At 45.2% G+C, this 17,868-nt stretch carries 16 protein-coding genes and 1 pseudogene; 14 read left to right on the top strand and 3 right to left on the bottom strand.

Going from position 1 to position 17,868, the window contains the following annotated elements:
* Positions 1 to 11 precede the first annotated feature (11 nt).
* Positions 12 to 1,130, top strand: coding sequence for a glycerol dehydrogenase (locus tag BM358_RS11555; protein ID WP_028541649.1), 1,119 nt, complete (start codon positions 12 to 14; stop codon positions 1,128 to 1,130).
* A gap of 154 nt (positions 1,131 to 1,284) precedes the next feature.
* Positions 1,285 to 1,776 (top strand): hypothetical protein, encoded by a 492-nt coding sequence (locus BM358_RS11550; RefSeq protein ID WP_028541648.1) that lies wholly within the window; start codon positions 1,285 to 1,287, stop codon positions 1,774 to 1,776.
* A gap of 76 nt (positions 1,777 to 1,852) precedes the next feature.
* Here BM358_RS11550 and BM358_RS11545 read toward each other — a convergent pair whose 3' ends face one another.
* Positions 1,853 to 3,085: an aminopeptidase gene (locus tag BM358_RS11545; RefSeq protein ID WP_025722749.1), complete on the bottom strand. Its 1,233-nt coding sequence runs from the start codon at positions 3,083 to 3,085 to the stop codon at positions 1,853 to 1,855.
* A 162-nt stretch (positions 3,086 to 3,247) separates the two neighbouring features.
* Here BM358_RS11545 and BM358_RS11540 point away from each other — a divergent pair, with 162 nt between their 5' ends.
* The 9 genes and pseudogenes from BM358_RS11540 (at position 3,248) to BM358_RS11500 (ending at position 13,309) form a co-directional block, all read left to right on the top strand.
* Positions 3,248 to 3,544, top strand: coding sequence for a hypothetical protein (locus tag BM358_RS11540; protein ID WP_028541647.1), 297 nt, complete (start codon positions 3,248 to 3,250; stop codon positions 3,542 to 3,544).
* Between the two features lie 126 nt (positions 3,545 to 3,670).
* Positions 3,671 to 4,474, top strand: a complete 804-nt coding sequence (locus BM358_RS11535; protein ID WP_028541646.1) for an MBL fold metallo-hydrolase — start codon at positions 3,671 to 3,673, stop codon at positions 4,472 to 4,474.
* A 137-nt stretch (positions 4,475 to 4,611) separates the two neighbouring features.
* Complete coding sequence (locus BM358_RS11530; protein WP_028541645.1) at positions 4,612 to 5,631, top strand: aldose 1-epimerase; 1,020 nt, start codon at positions 4,612 to 4,614, stop codon at positions 5,629 to 5,631.
* A gap of 154 nt (positions 5,632 to 5,785) precedes the next feature.
* Positions 5,786 to 6,487 (top strand): FadR/GntR family transcriptional regulator, encoded by a 702-nt coding sequence (locus tag BM358_RS11525; RefSeq protein WP_028541644.1) that lies wholly within the window; start codon positions 5,786 to 5,788, stop codon positions 6,485 to 6,487.
* 102 nt (positions 6,488 to 6,589) lie between these two features.
* Positions 6,590 to 8,134: pseudogene (locus tag BM358_RS11520) on the top strand (2-isopropylmalate synthase).
* A gap of 165 nt (positions 8,135 to 8,299) precedes the next feature.
* The gene (fumC, locus tag BM358_RS11515) at positions 8,300 to 9,688 is read left to right on the top strand and encodes a class II fumarate hydratase (protein WP_023988874.1); all 1,389 of its coding nucleotides are present in this window, start codon (positions 8,300 to 8,302) and stop codon (positions 9,686 to 9,688) included.
* Positions 9,689 to 9,886: 198 nt separating this feature from the next.
* Complete coding sequence (locus BM358_RS11510) at positions 9,887 to 11,353, top strand: potassium/proton antiporter (protein ID WP_028541643.1); 1,467 nt, start codon at positions 9,887 to 9,889, stop codon at positions 11,351 to 11,353.
* A 221-nt stretch (positions 11,354 to 11,574) separates the two neighbouring features.
* On the top strand, positions 11,575 to 12,696 hold the full coding sequence (locus BM358_RS11505) for a phosphodiester glycosidase family protein (protein ID WP_023988872.1): 1,122 nt from the start codon (positions 11,575 to 11,577) through the stop codon (positions 12,694 to 12,696).
* A 193-nt stretch (positions 12,697 to 12,889) separates the two neighbouring features.
* The gene (locus BM358_RS11500) at positions 12,890 to 13,309 is read left to right on the top strand and encodes a hypothetical protein (protein ID WP_231517192.1); all 420 of its coding nucleotides are present in this window, start codon (positions 12,890 to 12,892) and stop codon (positions 13,307 to 13,309) included.
* A 122-nt stretch (positions 13,310 to 13,431) separates the two neighbouring features.
* Here the strand turns inward: BM358_RS11500 and BM358_RS11495 are convergent, their stop codons facing one another.
* On the bottom strand, positions 13,432 to 13,971 hold the full coding sequence (locus tag BM358_RS11495; RefSeq protein ID WP_023988862.1) for a helix-turn-helix domain-containing protein: 540 nt from the start codon (positions 13,969 to 13,971) through the stop codon (positions 13,432 to 13,434).
* A gap of 269 nt (positions 13,972 to 14,240) precedes the next feature.
* Between BM358_RS11495 and BM358_RS11490 the strand changes: the two genes are divergently transcribed.
* Complete coding sequence (locus BM358_RS11490) at positions 14,241 to 14,654, top strand: DoxX family protein (protein WP_028541642.1); 414 nt, start codon at positions 14,241 to 14,243, stop codon at positions 14,652 to 14,654.
* A 49-nt stretch (positions 14,655 to 14,703) separates the two neighbouring features.
* A complete protein-coding gene (locus tag BM358_RS11485; protein ID WP_028541641.1) occupies positions 14,704 to 15,570 on the top strand; it encodes a VOC family protein in 867 nt (288 codons plus the stop codon).
* 73 nt (positions 15,571 to 15,643) lie between these two features.
* Here BM358_RS11485 and glsA read toward each other — a convergent pair whose 3' ends face one another.
* On the bottom strand, positions 15,644 to 16,582 hold the full coding sequence (gene glsA / locus BM358_RS11480; protein ID WP_028541640.1) for a glutaminase A: 939 nt from the start codon (positions 16,580 to 16,582) through the stop codon (positions 15,644 to 15,646).
* A 135-nt stretch (positions 16,583 to 16,717) separates the two neighbouring features.
* On the opposite strand from glsA, the gene BM358_RS11475 reads away from it, so the two are divergent.
* Complete coding sequence (locus BM358_RS11475) at positions 16,718 to 17,776, top strand: DUF1835 domain-containing protein (RefSeq protein ID WP_028541639.1); 1,059 nt, start codon at positions 16,718 to 16,720, stop codon at positions 17,774 to 17,776.
* Positions 17,777 to 17,868: the final 92 nt, after the last annotated feature.

Below are 17,868 nucleotides of genomic sequence, written 5' to 3'. Positions count from 1 at the left end.
AGAGTTAAACGATGAGCGAAAAAGTATTTATTAGTCCAGGTAAATATGTGCAAGGGAAAAATGTGATTGATAAAGCTGGTGAGTATGTTAAGCCATTTGGTCATACTGCCTTGGTTATTGCGGACAAGCTGGTTTGGGAGATTGCAGCCGACCGCGTGGTAAAAAGTCTGGAACAGACTGATATTACGGCGGTTAAAATTGAGTTTCAAGGGGAAGCATCCAAAAATGAAGTCAACCGTATTGCGGATCAGGGACGAAGCGCCCAGGTCGACATTGTCATTGGTGTAGGTGGTGGTAAAACGCTGGATACTGCCAAAGCTGTTAATGAACTACTCGGTTCCTCGGTTGTGATTATTCCAACAACCGCTTCTACAGATGCACCCACCAGTGCACTATCCGTTTTGTACACCGATGAGGGTGCATTTGATACCTATTCCTTTTTCAGTAAAAATCCGAGCCTGATCCTGGTGGACACGAAAGTCATTTCTCAAGCACCGCCTTTGTTCCTCTCCTCAGGCATTGCAGATGCTATGGCGACGTGGATTGAAGCCCGTGCGGTCATTGAAGCTCGCGCAACGACAATGGCTGGTGGTTTGCCAACCTTGGCGGCAGAAGCCATTGCGTCCAAGTGTGAGGAAGTTCTTTTCGATTACGGACTGCAGGCTTACGAATCCGTGAAACGCAAAGTCGTCACACCTGCGCTTGAAGCGGTAGTGGAAGCCAATACGTTGCTAAGCGGTTTGGGCTTTGAAAGCGGCGGTTTGGCAGGCGCACATGCGATTCACAATGGTTTTACCGTTCTGGAAGGAGACATTCATCACCTGACACATGGTCAGAAGGTAGCTTTTGGCACCTTAGTCCAGCTTGCCTTGGAAAAAAGACCTTTGTCCGAGGTGGAGCGGTATATTGACTTTTATCTAAAACTCGATCTGCCTGTCACGCTGGAAGACATTAAGCTCCAGGAAGCTTCCCGAGAGGATTTGTACCGGGTAGCTCAGGCTGCTACCAAAGAAGGCGAAACTGCTCACAATCTACCATTTGCTGTCACAGCGTATGATGTGCTTGATGCGATTTTAGCGGCTGACCAGTATTCACTTGCCTACAAGGCTAAAATTGGATATAGAAACTAACCCCATACGAAATAAAGTAGAATCAAAGGCCGCTGATCAGCGACCTTTTTCCCATTATTTAACTTGCAGCTTATGTTATGATTTTTATGGTACATAATCAGGAAATGCCGGGAGTATATTTATGGCTCCCCTAAAATTTGAGAGGGGTTTAGCGATGGCAAAATGGAATGTAGAAGATCAAGGTACTCAATATAGTATTGAGTACAAGCGTAGCTTAACTGGCGGAAAAATTATTGTAAATGGAAGCGAGCAGAAGGTTAAAAGCCAGAACGCATTTTTGAACTTGATTGATTTTCCAATTAGATTGAAAGAAAAAGCTGTAAATGTTGTTGTCATTGGCAACAAAGCAGATTTAGCCGTGGACGGTGTGTATCTTGGGTCCAATCAACCTTATGTTCCTGTGAGTAAAGTTCCCGGCTGGAGTTGGGCTTTTGTCGTGGTCAGTTTGGTTATAGGATGGCTATTTGCTGGCATCTTTGGTCTGTGTTTGGGGATATTAGGCAGTATGTTTTATGTGAAATCATCTTTATCCATGCATCAAACCACCAATCGAAGAGTTGTAAATTGTCTTATTGTCTTTTTTATCATCAGCGTGGTACAAATTGTTTTTGGAATTGCAGCGAATTCTTGGATTAACACGTTGTAAAATAGATCTAACATAGCCTATAGGATGAAGCAAGAAGGCTCTCACGCATGAAGCGGTGAGAGCCTTTTTTGCCGTGTTAGATCGCCCAATTTCCTTTACGGAAGATAGGTTCCTCAGTACCGTCCTCGGTAACGCCGTTGATGTCCATTTCACCTGAACCGATCATAAAGTCGACGTGTGTCAGGCTGGAATTCAGGCCGTTGGCAGCCAACTGCTCTTGAGTCATATCCTTGCCGCCTTTAAGGTTAAATGCATAGGCGTTACCGATAGCCAAATGGTTAGAGGCATTTTCGTCAAACAACGTATTATAAAATAAAATATTTTTATCAGAGATAGGTGACTTATGAGGTACGAGAGCAACCTCGCCCAGATAGTGTGAACCTTCATCCATTTCTACGAGATGCTGAAGAGTTTCCAAACCGGTCTCTGCCTGTACATCGACAATACGTCCATTTTCAAAAGTCAGTGAAAAGTTGTCGATGATATTTCCGCTGTAGCTAAGTGGCTTGGTGCTGCTGACCTTACCGTTCACTCCCGTTTTGAGCGGAGCTGTAAACACTTCCTCAGTAGGCATATTGGCTACAAAAGTATGTCCCTGTTGGTTGACGCTTTCGGCTGCTACCCACAGATGATCTTTTGCCAATTCGATGGTGAGGTCTGTGCCTGGAGCCAGATAATGCAGCTTTTTATAGCGTTTGGCATTTAAAATATCAGATTTGCTGGAAAGGGTTTTCAAATGCTCTTTCCACGCCTCCACGGGGTTATCCAGATCCACACGCACGGTGCTGAAAATGGCATCCCACAGTTTATCCATTTGCTCTGAAGCTGGCAGATCAGGGAATACTTTGGCAGCCCACTCTGCTGAAGGATAAGCAATCAGAGACCAACTGAATTTGTCGGCCATTTGATATTCGCGGTATTGACGTAATTCATGTGACCGCACGCGCTGGGCAGCAGTAATTCGGCTGGACGGAATCCCTTTAAGCAAATCCGGATTTTCTGCAATGACATGCAGTACAGCTGCGCCATTTTCGACCTCTTCAGTCATTTCGGCTGCGTACCATTTGGGAGCAATATTAAAAGTTTCATCAGGAGCTAGTTCATACTGTAATCGAGTAATGGTCTCATCACTCCATTTTACTGTAACCAGCTTGGCTCCGGCAGTATACGCTGATTTGACGATAAGTCTCACGAGTTCGGCGGACAAGATTGGCGCATGAACGATGAGTGTCTGCCCAGGATGTACATTGGCGCCGACCCGAACGGCTAACTCGGCATATTTTTGCAATTTTTGTTGAAAATCTGACATGTAACTTTCCTCCATTTCACGAAAAGCCTTAAACAAGGCTTGGGTAACTTGCACAGTTTTTTTGCAAATTCCACACATAGCTTATATATTGTACAATGTAACGAAAAGGTTCACAAATCAGTTTTGGTACTATTTAGTGAAAATGAAAGGGCGGATAGATGAATGACAGAGCAAAATTCACCTCAGGAAGTGAAAGAAGTACATATTCAACAGGCACAAATGACAAAAGATGAGAATGGTGCTTATCTGGGCCAAGTGGTATTTGGAGTAGACGGACAGAGTTCTGTATATGAAATCACATTCCACAGTAAAAGGGGAAAGGAATGGGATTACAGTCTCCATTTTGCAGGAGAGCCACGGGTGGAGGAAGAGATGCTGCAAATGGATAGCTGGATTGAAGAGAACGATGATTTGTTCGATTATTTACTAGATACGGCATGGAGCAAATTACCCGAGTAATGTAAACATGGTCTATTTTCGTGACAAGCGGATTATATTTAGCAGTGTCCGCATAATCTGCTGACATGGGGGAAGCCTAAAGGTCGATATTAACAGGAAATTCCATGTGAATAGGAGGGTGAAGCTTTGGCAAATCATCTGTTCACCGAAGGAATGACGGCAAATGAAGAGGCTGCTCCCGATCTCCTGAGCTTACGGACGCTGTTTGTAAATATGTGTTTTATTGGAGAGCCGGGAAGCCGCTCCTGGGTGCTGGTGGATACGGGGATGACAGGATTTACAGACTCGATTATACGCCTGGCAGAGGAACGGTTCGCTGGCCCTCCAATCGCTATTGTGCTTACACATGGTCATTTTGATCATGTAGGTTCGGTTATTGAGTTGGTACAGCATTGGGGTACACCTGTTTATGCACATCCTTTGGAATTACCTTATTTGACGGGAATGAAGGATTATCAAAAACCTGACCCTAGTGTAGGGGGAGGTTTAATGTCAGGCATTTCCTTCTTATACCCCAATGATGCTATAGATCTCGATGATCGCATCACATCCCTGCCCCAAGATGGCAGTGTCCCCGGTGCCCCTGGTTGGAAGTGGCTGCATACGCCAGGACATACACCTGGTCATGTATCGCTTTTTCATGAGCGAAGAAGGTTAATGGTGGCCGGTGACGCTTTTATTACGGTGAAACAGGAATCGGCACTGGCCGTTATTTTACAGGGAAAAGAAATACATGGGCCTCCTGCGTATTTTACAACAGATTGGCAAGCTGCGCAGCGTTCGGTGGAAATGCTGGCCAAGTTAAAGCCTAAGATTGCAGTCACAGGACACGGTCATTACATGCATGGTGCTGAGCTGACAGATCAGCTGGAGCGACTGGCGGGAGATTTTGAACACATGGCTGTACCCAAACAGGGACGTTATGTGTAGTGATGTGTGAAGGACGATGCCTTGCGGGGCATCGTTTTTTTTGTGGACGTGGAATTTTTTTGCTCAGCATGGTATAGTCAAGCCAAAAGCTAAACGCTTTCATTAAACATCGTCATTTCATCAAGGAGGATTTTTTGATGACACAACAACATGCTGCAATTGGTGATCTTTATTATGGAATACCGGCGATTCGTCTTAAATTTGGACGATATGAAGCGGTTGCCCTGCCGGGAAACGGCGCAAATCTGATTTCTTTTCGTGACAATGAAACGGGATATTCTTTTCTGCGTGAGCCAGATGCTGAGAGCATAGAGGCTTTTAAGCAAAGCCCGTCCGTTTACGGAATTCCTTTCCTGTTCCCTCCGAATCGGTATGAGGATGGAAAATTCCTGTGGAATGGTGTTACATATGAGCTGCCGATAAATGAAGAGGCGACCCACAACCATCTGCACGGCTTTTTACACACTGTTCGGTGGGAGGTTGAGGACTACGGTTCCGGGGAGCAAGGTAGCTATGTGGTAATGAATCAGCATGTAAGGGAAGGACATCCCATGTTCCGTTATTTACCCTTCACCTTTACCATGAAGTTAACGTACAGCCTGGACGAATTTGGCCTGCATCAGCGTTATGTGATCCATAACGAGGGCGATCAACCGATCCCCAACTTATTTGCCTTTCACACAGCGATTCGCGTTCCGTTCGTACCCGATAGCTCGCCTGAGGATTACAAGATTAAGGTCACAATCGGTGAGCGTCGTGAGCTGACGGAACGGTTGTTGGCCACAGGTCAGTTCCAGCCTTTATCTCTGGAAGAGGAACTGCTGAAGACGACGGGAGTTAGTCCTTATTTTGCCTCTATGGATAATCATTACACGGCAGCTCCGCAAAATGGACGCAACTACATGGAACTGACACACAGTAAGACAGGGGCTACCCTCGTATACGATGTAGGTACAGCTTATAAGCATTGGATGATCTGGAATAACAAAGCGAACAAGGAATTCATCTGTCCTGAACCGCAAATGAACATGATCAATGCACCGAATCGTCCGGACCTACCAGCGGAGGAGATCGGATTGATTGCACTGGCTCCAGGCCATATTTTTGAGGCAACCAGCCGTTTGTATTGTATAACACCTAATAAATCGAAATCCTAGCATTTAATTTATCCTTATAAGCCTGTATCGTGTCCAACGGTGCAGGCTTTATTTGGGTATGTAAAGCACAGGTAAGGGACAATGGGGAAGGAGGACGAAAAAGGTTGCAGAATGCCAAGCAGTCATAGTATGATACGAAACAGGAGATGATCAGATGAATTTTCCTTTTCAAGCCGTCAAACGCAAGCAAATCGTCGATGAAGTAGCTGAACAACTGCAACGAAAAATTGCTGCTGGTGAATGGAATGTGGGCACAAAGATTCCAACCGAGCCTGAGCTCATGAAGCTATTCGGAGTCGGGCGGTCTACAGTGCGTGAAGCGGTTAGCGTTCTGGTACATGCCGGTCTATTAGAGAAAAAGCAAGGACACGGAACTTTTGTCTGCCAACCGACGACTTCTCAAGAACCATTGGATTACCGTCTAAGCCGTGCTGAAATTATTGAAGTTTATGAAGTACGGAGTGTGTTGGAACTAGAGATTGCCAGATTGGGTGCATTACGTCGTAATGACGAGGATTTACACTTAATGCGTGCGGCGCTGGACCGTCGTGCTGCAACTTTGGCCGCTGGAGATTTGTCTGGGTACTTAGATGCGGATATCACTTTTCACTTGGCTGTTGCCGGAGCTACACGCAACAAGGTGCTTACAGACGTATATGGCAGCTTTGTAGAGGCCATTCGCAAGGCATTGAACAATCTCATTACCGATCCAGCGATGCAAAATCATTTTACTTTGCAGCATGAAAAAATATATGAAGCAATCCGGGATCAGGATGGCAAGGCTGCCGAGCTGTATAGCATTCAACATTTGGACGGCACCAAGCTGGAGCTGCAAAAGCATATGGGAAGTTCATAAATTTTTTTACTCTTAAACATCAGATGATCAGATGAATGATAAAACGGATTTTAAGCCTTCTACTCGAACATCTCCTAAAATCAATCCAAAGGTGGTATCTGTATGCGTAAAATATGGGTGTTGGACACAACGTTAAGAGATGGAGAGCAATCACCAGGAGTTAGCTTAACCAGCACAGAAAAGGTGGAAATTGCTCTTCAGCTGCAAAAGTTAGGCGTAGATCGGATTGAGACTGGCTTTCCAGCAACCTCGCCTGGTGAGATTATCAGCATGCAGGAGATTGCCAAACAGGTTACCCAAGCAACACTGGTTGGTTTTGCACGCTCGAAGGAACAGGATATTGATGCAGTCAGAGAGGCGCTACAAGGAGCTGAGGATGCCTGTCTTCATTTGTTCCTGGCTACCTCACCCATTCACCGCCAACATAAGCTGCGAATGGATAAAGCGAAAGTATTAGAGACCGCTACTGCTGCCATTCGTTATGGACGCAAGTATTTCAGCAAGGTAGAATTTTCAGCAGAGGACGCCAGTCGTACCGAGCTGGACTTTATTTGTGAGGTCGTGGATATGGCGATTCGTGCTGGTGCGACAGTCGTCAATTTACCGGATACGGTGGGATATGCCTCGCCGGATCAGTTCGGTGAAATGTTTAGAATTGTAAAACAACAAGTGCCCGGTATCGAAAAAATACAACTTAGCACACATTGTCATGATGATCTTGGTATGGCAACAGCTAACACGCTGGCGGCTATCCGTAATGGTGTAGACCAATTTGAAGGTACCATCAATGGCATCGGTGAGCGAGCCGGAAATACACCTATCGAGGAAGTTGCACTGGCCCTTGACACTAGAACCGAGCTCTATGGTGCACAAACGAGTCTGGTTTTGGAGGAGCTGTATGCCACCAGTCGCCTGGTGAGCAAACGTACGGGGATGTCGGTACCGGGAAACAAGGCCATTGTTGGAGCCAATGCGTTTGCGCACGAGTCTGGTATACATCAGGACGGAATGCTTAAAGAGCGTACAACGTATGAGATCGTGTCCCCTGAGCGTATTGGTCTGAAGACAAGTAAACTTGTATTGGGCAAGCACTCGGGTAGACATGCATTTAAAGAAAAACTGGCGGACATGGGGTTTGAAGCTTTGACGGAGGAACAGCTGCAAGAGGCGTTCCGCAAATTCAAGGACTTGACGGATAAGAAAAAACAGGTGTTGGATGAAGATTTGCTCGTCCTGATGGATGAAAGCCGCAATGCCTCGCCTCAAATTTACACACTGGATTCCATTCAGGTGTCCTATGGCAATCAGTCGGTTCCAGTCGCATCCATTCGGTTGAGTAAACAAGATGGGACAGCAATTGATTAAGTAGCAATGGGTAACGGTTCTGTAGATGCGATTTTCCATGCTATAGACAAGGCCAGTGGTGAAGAGGTGGAGTTGGAGGATTACTCGATCCAATCTGTAACATATGGCAAAGATGCATTGGGGGAAGTACACGCCATTTTGAGGCAAGGTGAGTACACAGCACTGGGAAGAGGCACAAGTACTGATATTTTGGAAGCTAGCGCCAAAGCTTACATCGATGCGCTGAACAAGCTACTGGGCAGAAAAGAAGTCCATGGCAAAAGAAATATCATCATTAGCTGAACTTAGTGACCCAGGATAGTAGCGGAAATCTCCTTTTGCCTCCTCTGGCCTTATCGTAAAAAAGCGCTTGCAAAATAAATGATAACATTTGAAATTTAATGTATAATAGGCAAGAGAGATCACCATATTTTGTCTGAATTACATAGGCCAAGAGGAGGAAATGAGTTGAACTACCGCATCGAAAAGGATACGTTGGGCGAAATCAAAGTACCGGCAGACCGTCTGTGGGGAGCGCAAACACAGCGCAGCAAGGAAAATTTCCCGATTGGTTCGGAGAAAATGCCATTAGAGGTCATACAGGCGTTCGCGGTGCTTAAAAAGAGCGCGGCGATCAGTAACTATAAGCTGGGTAAGCTATCACAGGAGAAGCAGGATGCCATTATTTATGCAGCAGACGAAATTCTCGCAGGGCGAGTTGATGACCATTTCCCATTGGTTGTATGGCAGACAGGGAGCGGTACGCAGTCCAATATGAATGTGAATGAAGTGATTGCTCATCTGGGAAGCCAATGGTTACAAGAGCAGGGAAAAGATACGAAGCTGCATCCCAATGACGATGTGAACATGTCGCAAAGCTCAAACGATACGTTTCCTACAGCGCTTCATGTAGCGGGTGTCATTGCAGTGGAGGATCGTTTGTTGCCTGCCATCGATAAGCTGAAAGAGACTTTTCAACAGAAGTCAGAGCAATTCAAGGATATTATAAAAATTGGACGAACCCATTTACAAGATGCGACACCGCTTACGCTGGGCCAGGAAATAAGCGGCTGGTATGCCATGCTGGACAAGAGCAAGCGAATTATCATCGACACGGTTCAATACATGAAGGAGCTGGCGATTGGCGGTACAGCGGTGGGGACAGGAATTAATGCTCATCCAGAGTTTGGCTCCCGAACCTCTGCGGAAATTTCCAGTTTCACTGGCAAAACGTTCACTTCCGCACCCAATAAATTTCATGCATTGACCAGCCACGATGAAGTGGTGGCCGTACATGGAGCAGTCAAAGCGCTCGCTGCCGATTTGATGAAAATCGCCAATGATGTTCGCTGGCTGGCGAGTGGTCCGCGTAGCGGTTTGGGGGAAATTACGATCCCTGCTAACGAGCCAGGTAGCTCTATCATGCCCGGTAAGGTGAATCCGACCCAGAGCGAAGCACTGACGATGGTCGTTACGCAAGTAATGGGTAATGATGCAGCTATCGGCTTTGCTGCGAGTCAGGGTAATTTTGAACTGAACGTGTTTAAGCCAGTAATCATCTACAATTTTCTGCAGTCTGTTCATCTGCTGGCCGATTCCATGATTGCTTTTAATGACAACTGTGCGATCGGCATTGAGCCTGATCTCGTTAAAATTGAGCACAATTTGAATAATTCGCTGATGCTGGTGACGGCATTGAATCCACATATCGGATATGAAAATGCCGCTAAAATCGCCAAACTTGCACATGCAGAAGGACTGTCTTTAAAAGAAGCGGCACTCCGCAGCGGACTGTTGACTGAAGAACAGTTCGATCAATATGTTGTACCTGCGCATATGATTCATCCTAAAGCCTAAAGCACGACGATTATCTCTGCTTAAGCCTTATAAAAAATATACAAACCAGCTCATCGAGTGCGATTTAGCACAGACCATGAGCTGGATTTTTTGTTTTCTCATATATTTTTTTACTTAAGATTAGTATTCTGTGTGATTTGAGGGTATATAGATAGAAGGCGAAAAATTGAACATCCATTTTCAAGATAGGAGAAGCGTATGGAACAGACAACCCTTATAAATTTGATTGTGCTTTTGCTTTCCAGCTTGCTGCTGGTCGGTGTGCTGACTACCAAATTTTCCAGCCGTTTCGGTATGCCTGCGCTTGTTTTGTTTATTGCCGTAGGTATGGTGCTTAGTCAGTTTATTTATTTTGATAATGCCTTTATCACACAGCTGGTGGGCATTCTCGCGCTCATTGTAATCTTGTTTGAAGGCGGGATGCAGACAAAGTTTGCAGACGTTAAGCCAGTTATTCGACCTGCGTTATCATTATCAACGTTTGGGGTCATCATTACGACCGTAGTCATTGGCGTATGCGCCAAGTTTATTTTAGGCGTAAGCTGGATGGAATCCATGCTGTTTGGCGCTATTGTCGGATCGACGGATGCGGCAGCCGTGTTTTCCGTTCTAGGAGGTAAAAACATCAAAAAACGAATTACCTCGACGCTCGAAGCGGAATCCGGCAGTAATGACCCGATGGCTGTATTTCTCACGGTAACATTGATTGAGCTGATACATCACCCTGAGCAATCCATTTGGATACATATCTTGTTGTTTTTATGGGAAATGGGTTTTGGTTTAGTCGTTGGTTTTGTACTTGGACGTATAGGTGTATATGCGATTAATAAAATGAATTTTGATTCATCCGGTTTGTATCCTGTAATGGCGCTGGCATTTGCAGTCTTGACGTATGCGGCGGCATCGTTACTGGAGGCAAGCGGATTGCTGGCGGTTTATGTCATGGCCATTGTCTTGGGAAATTCCGACTTGACCTACAAGCGATCCATTATTCATTTTAACAATGGTTTCGCCTGGATGGTGCAGATTATGATGTTTGTCCTGCTCGGCCTATTGGTCTTTCCTGATCAATTGCTGGGCATTGCGTGGCAAAGCTTGGCGCTCTCCTTCATCCTCATGCTCGTGGCTCGTCCAATAGGCGTGTTCCTAAGCTTGCTTTTTTCCAGGTACTCTGTGCGCGAGAAGACACTGTTATCCTGGGCAGGACTGCGGGGGGCGGTACCTATTGTACTAGCAACCTATCCTTTACTGGATGAGATGGATGTAGGACCCTTGTTTTTTAATGTTGTATTTTTCGTCGTGCTCACCTCTGCGATCATTCAAGGTACAACTATTTCGTGGCTAGCGGTGAAGCTTGGCTTGATGGACCCTAACGAAACATCGTCTCCTTCATTGCTGGAATTAGTTTCTCTGGGGAAAACCACTTCGGAAATCAACCACATTCAGGTACAAAAGGGGATGTCGATAGCGGGCAAAGCGATTCAGGATATACAGTTGCCTGAAGATATTTTATTCACAGCCATAATTCGGAACGAGCAAATTATTGCCCCGAGAGGCACGACGGTGATTGAACCTGGCGATACATTGTATGTGCTTAGTCCCAAACTCAAGCGTCAGCAGATGAAAGAACTGTTCATGCTACTCGAACCAGAGGCTGCTCCGTAAAAAGCGTAGGGTACTCTTAATTACAGTCCTTCACATTCATGTGGAGGACTTTTTCCTGTATTTTTTTCAGAGTGGATGAATCTGTTAAAAAATTGACACTATCATTCTACAAAATTAGTTTATGATATTGTCGTTAGATGTCGCTGCCTATCGTTACGGATCATTTGATGGGCAATAGTGATGAATAAGATAGAAGTCACCAATAACAGGAGAGATGATAAATGAAACCGGAAGTCTTGCCACAGCGTGCAGCAGCTCGCAGGCAGAAAAATAGAAAAAAGAAACGAAAAGGAAAATTCGGTCGCTTTATACTGCGACTTTTTATTGTATTCCTGTTAGCAGGAATAGGGGGTGGTGCGTGGTTGTTCCTAACGTCATCTGGCAAGGACATGCGCTATTTGGCTGCCGATACGCTGATCACAACCCAACATCGTCACTGGGCGAAGTACTTTATCGGTGAAGCAGAGGCAAAAAAACGTGTGGCTGAATATTCGGCCCGTTTTGAAGCGATGGGTGAAGAGAAGGACAGACATACAATCAATCTACCTGATCTGATACCGACCAAAGTACAACAAACGCCGCTGGTTGAAGTGGAAGAGGTATCGGGCCGTAACTATCATGGCTATGTTATGACGGTGCATGACCCCACTAAAATCCGGCTCGGGGTTCCTTCCAAGGTCGGCCGAGGAGAAAGGGTATCTAGTATGGTCGAGCGTTTAGGGGCTGTTGCTGGCGTAAATGGCGGTGGCTTTGCCGATCCCAACTGGAATGGGAATGGTTTTAAACCGATTGGCGTTGTCATTTCCCAGGGTGAGATATACTACAATGATATGGGTAAAAATGCCTCTGTTCAAATCGTAGGTATTGATAAACAGGGAAAAATGATAGCCGGTCACTATTCGTTGTCCGAGTTGTCCAAAATGAATGTGCAAGAAGCGGTTACTTTTCAACCACGCCTAATCGTGAATGGGAAAGGTCTGATTCGCAATGCAAGCGAGGGGTGGGGAATTGCTCCTCGTACCGCAATGGGGCAAAGAGCAGACGGGGCCATTATATTCGTGACCATCGACGGTCGTCAGCCTGGGTACAGTATTGGTGCCAACTTGTATGATATGCAAAATATTTTGCTTAAACACGGAGCGGTTATCGGTGCTAATCTGGATGGAGGTTCTTCAACGGTGCTAGTCAAGGATAATGCCATTGTGAACAAGCCTTCTTCTGAATACGGAGAGCGGTATTTGCCGACTGCGTTTCTCGTATTTGAGCATCCAGAGACTGTTAGTATCCCGAACATATGGGAAGGTCTGAATCCTGGAGACATTGACGCAGCCAAAAAGAGATAGATCAGGAATGAACAAGTTCATTAAGTGAACGGAGACTGATGACCAGCCAGAGATTCATGGTAAATTAAAAGAAGAAATATACGAGGGAGATCTGGCGACAGCGCGTGATGCGTTAATTCGTTTAGGCAGACGTTCTGTCCATCCTTATATCGAAGCGCATTTTCCCAATACTGAGCTCCTGTCGAGTGTCTATATGTTCCCTCAAGGTGAAGCATTACGGTATTTTACGGTGAACGGGGATGTGCTGAGCTTGGTTGAAGTGAAGGACGGTTTTCCAGTTGTCACCTATCAAGGGTATGTGGGTGCTCCCTTTGATAAAACATTTACAATGGAATACGATCCGCTGGAGCGTTTTATGGTGAATAAAGCCAAAAATCAGTGGGGAACTTATCCGAAGCTAAATAAGCCGCTGATCTACAAGTTTACTACAGGATGGGGAGACAGCAGTACTACTTTCTATGGGCGTATTACTACGCTAAATAAAGATGAACTGCTGGGTACTACGGGTGATCCCGTAACTGGACTCCCGGCTAATACCAAACAAATTATGAAAACCTTCAAGCTGCCGTGGGAATCGCGTACAGATGCCCCAGCAGGCGATGGAATAAGTTAAGAGCAGCAATAGTAAGGAAAATTTAAAAAGCGCGTATCGTTGAAGTAAAGTTGACTTCCCGGTACGCGCTTTTTTTTGATGGAATTTGTACTTTTGTTGCTTCGTGCTTGCTTAAGTATCTATTAGGCGTCATTTTCTGCTTCGAGAAATACGGAAATCAGGATACGGGCGTTGTTTTCACCCACGTTTTTGGCATAATGGGGGATAGCTGCCCTCCAGCTAAAGGAATCTCCTGCTTCCAAAGTAGCTGAATCCTCGCCTTGCTCCACGTATACCGTGCCCTCCAAGATAAAATGAATCTCATCCCCCGCATGAGCATGCTCCTCTTCTGTAGATGAGCCTGGCGGCATGTCCACCAGCATCATTTTAACGTTTCCTTGCCCCCCCAAATGATCGACCTGGAGGTTGTTTTTACCATATAACGTTTTACGACGCTCGTCCTTACGAATCACTTGCATCCGTTCCTCTTCTTTAAGAAGCAGAAAAGCAAGGGGAACCTTAAGCGCATTTGCGATACTGTCCAATGTTGCGATGGAAGGGGAGGTTTTATTATTTTCTACTTGACTCATAAACCCTTGCGATAGTCCGGTTCGTTCACATATTTGCTGGATGGATAAATTTTTACGTTTACGAGCGGCGCGTATGTTGCATCCTATACCCATAGAGCGTTCCTCCTTTAAGGGAATATAATGTATACTAATTTATTATTTATCATACCAAATAATTTGTTGACAGACTACAGTTTCTTATGATAAATTCACACTACAAAATAATTATTTCTATTACTAATAATTCGAGTTTGATTCACACTAATGTGGTGCGGCAGAGATTCAGACAGTATTATTTTTTTAACCAAATTATTAGTAATATAAATTAATTATTCATATGCACTTGTATGAGTGTAATAAACAAACAGAATGGAGAGATAAACATGAGTTCAGCAAGCAAAAACATTTCTACAATTATGCGGATGGCGCTGGGAATTTTGTTTTTGGCACATGGAATTGCTAAATTCCAAATGGGGTTGGGTAATGTAGCAGGCTGGTTTTCCAGCATTGGCGTTCCAGGATTTTTAGGTTATGTCGTTGCGGTGATTGAGTTGGTCGGTGGGATTGCATTGATTCTTGGATTGCTCACTCGCTATGTATCTGGGCTTTTGGTTATTGTTTTGATCGGCGCCATTTTTACAGCAAAATTGTCCGGCGGGTTGATGGGGAATGGTCAAGGCGCTGGCTATGAGCTGGATATTGCTTTTATTCTGGTAGCTCTTCATCTGGTATTTGCTCCAACGACTCGATTGTCTCTGGATTCTTTGTTCAGCCGTCGTGAGTCAACCAAACAATAATTTTTGATTAGCTTTAGTCCTCCAATCCATATAGAAAGAGGGAAATCTCATGACAGCACATATTCATGACAACACCAAAATCGGGCAGGTTTCATTAAAGGTTAGTAACTTGGAGCGTTCTATTCAATTTTATACAGAGGTCGTTGGTTTTCAGTTGCTGCGTCAAACGGCGGATACCGCTGAATTGACTGTCGATGGGAAGCATGCGCTACTGATCCTTAACTATATTGAAAATGCAGTTATTCTGCCGCGTCAATCTGCTGCCGGGTTATATCACTTTGCTATTCTTCTCCCAAACCGTGTAGCTCTGGGCCTGTCTTTACGTAATCTGCTGGCTCATGAGATTGAAATCGGACAGGGAGACCATGATGTAAGTGAAGCTCTATATATCCATGACCCTGATAATAACGGAATCGAAATCTATGCAGATCGTCCCCGTGATCAGTGGAAAAAGGATGCAAATGGATTTTACATGATGGGAACAGATCCCGTGGATGCAGAAGACTTGGTTGCGATTTCCGAAAATCTACCTTGGCAGGGACTACCGCAGGGAACGGTAATCGGGCACGTCCACTTCCATGTGTCTAATTTGCTCAAAGCACAGCAATTTTATTGCGATGTGCTTGGCTTTGACATTACGTGCCGGTATGGCTCTTCAGCCTTGTTCGTTTCCGCAGGTGGTTACCACCACCATATGGGCTTGAATATATGGGCAGGTGAAGGAGCACCACCAGCTCCTGAGCACGCTGCAGGATTGGATTATTTTGAATTGATCGTACCGGATCAGAATGAATTGGATGCCATTGTAGCTCGTTTAGAGGCAGCAGGCTATGGAATGCAAGAACGCGATGGCGCCAAGTATGTAGCTGATCCGTTCCGCATTCAAATTAAACTGATTAACGGTCAAATCTCGTAACAAAGAAGGCACGTAACAAAAAAGGGTATTCCTATTAAGCCGTAAAGGCTGGGAATACCCTTTTTTCGTATACTTAGAACAAGCTCCAGTCCAAATCCCGAGACATCTTCTCCAGCAAGTGTACACCAGCTGTACTGTTGCCCATACGGTTCAGAGAAGGTCCAACCAGTCCAATGCCATATCGTCCGGGTACCATCGTCATAATACTGCCTGATACGCCGCTTTTGGCAGGTAGTCCGACTTGAATGGCGAATTCCCCTGAAGCGTCATACATGCCGCATGTCGTCATAAATGTTTTGGCGATCTGTACATAGCGGCGGGGAATCAGCGGTATACCCGTCACCGGATCACGGCCGTTGTAAGCTAGTACAAGTCCCATACGTGCTAAATCTGTACAGTTCAATTTGACAGCACAATGTCTGAAATAAACTTCAAGCACATCCTCCACATGACCTCTTAAAATTCCTTTTTCCATTAGAAAATAAGCAAGGGAACGGTTCAAATGGCCTGTGGCAGATTCTGAATCGTAGACATCCTGATCATATTCCAATGTGTCATTGTGGGTAAGCAGACGGAAAAATTGGAGAACACGGGCAAACTTCTCTTCTGGGCTGTTCCCGCGAATCAGAGAGGAGACTGCGATTGCTCCGGCGTTAATCAGTGGGTTAAACGGAATGCCCGGCTCAACTAGTTCTAGCTTTAGCATGGAATTAAAACGGTCTCCGGTAGGCTCCATACCCACCTTAGAGAAGACAACGTCCTCTCCATTATCCATCAAGGCCAGAATGAGCGTAAATACCTTTGAGATGCTTTGCATCGTAAATTGGATTTCCGTATCCCCGGCCACTACGGTTTCACCCGCACCGTTCATTACAACAACACCCAGCGCGTCGGCTGGTGCTTTGGACAGTTCGGGAATATATGCTGCTACCTTGCCATGAATATACTCATGACGGCTTTGTTCTACCCATTCCGGCAGTTTGGTCTGTAATCTCTGCCACTCCGATGTCATTTCTTTTCCTCCAGTCGAGTAAGCAATCTGTGGTATTTTATTGTAGAGTAAGAAGTGATAGCTATACGCCTATTCTAAAGATATTTCTGGTCGAAAGACAAGTTTGAATTGAATTAGATAAAAGGAGGCAGTGACTTGTTGTTATCTCATAATGAACCGAATTTTGATGAAGACTACGATGAGGTTATTAAGGGTCGAAGACTTAGAGGTTTTGTACATAGTGTACTGGAGCAGGTTGCAGCCTTATCAGACAAAAATCCTGAATGGGCTAATCCTATATTAGAGCAGTGGGCAAATGATGTGGAAACGAGCCGAAATGAGCGTCTGGAGCATGAGCGCACCCGGGAGAGGCATGTGCATCTATTGTTTTCTCAGTCTGCCGCAGGCTCGATGAAGGGAGGACTTTCAGGTGCAGGATTGCGGCTTGAGAGTATCGTGCTGTCTTTTAATGATCAGTTTTCCATAGGACCATTGTGGAGGCTGGAAACATTAGAAGGACAAGAAAACCGTCACGGCTGGTTGGCTGAACGGATGATGCATTATGAGTTTTTCCATTACGCCAATTGGGAGCACCGTATTGAACAGATGATGGTTACCCTAAGTGAAATTCCAGATGAGAAGTCGATCACGATTTGGTGTGGCTCTAATGCTGACGAGCAGGTCGGATTACGCTTTGTATTATATCTCTTGCGCAAAAGAGCTACACCTATTCGGGTCATTAATGTCACGGATACCTTGGAGCGGGAGCCGGATGATCATTTATATAATGAGAGTCCATTCCCTTTATCCATGGGCGTGGTGCATTCGAAAGAAATCGAACGGTTCATTAAGCGAAGTGAAGATGAACTTTATGTGGTGTGTATGGAAGACCGACGTCGATACGAACGGGAGTGGTTGGAGCTTAGCGAGCAAGATAGTGTCCTGAGATTATGGGACAATGACCGTATTGTCCATGTGCCGGAGGATTATTTGGATCAGGCCTTGCTGGATATGATTAGCAAGATACAGTTAGCGGATAATCTGGGATTTGTGAACACCGGAAAAATAATAGGTCAAGCTTTAACGCAGTGGTCGCAGCCAAGAAGCGATACTTTTTTGGAATACCGGATTCAATATTTGATCGCCCATGGCAAACTTGATTTTCAGGGGATGCCGGGAATGATGAATCGTTATGCTGTGAGAATAAAGGAGTAAAGCAAAAAGTGATCAAATAAAAACTGCCGACGGGATCGGCAGTTTAGTTTAAAGACCTTCTGATGTATCAGGTTGATTCATCAGAAGGTTAT

The organism is Paenibacillus sp. cl130, assembly GCF_900116035.1.
Lineage (GTDB): Bacteria > Bacillota > Bacilli > Paenibacillales > Paenibacillaceae > Paenibacillus > Paenibacillus polymyxa_B.
Note: the sequence above shows the minus strand (reverse complement) of the source record. Positions and strands in the feature narration are given on the sequence as shown.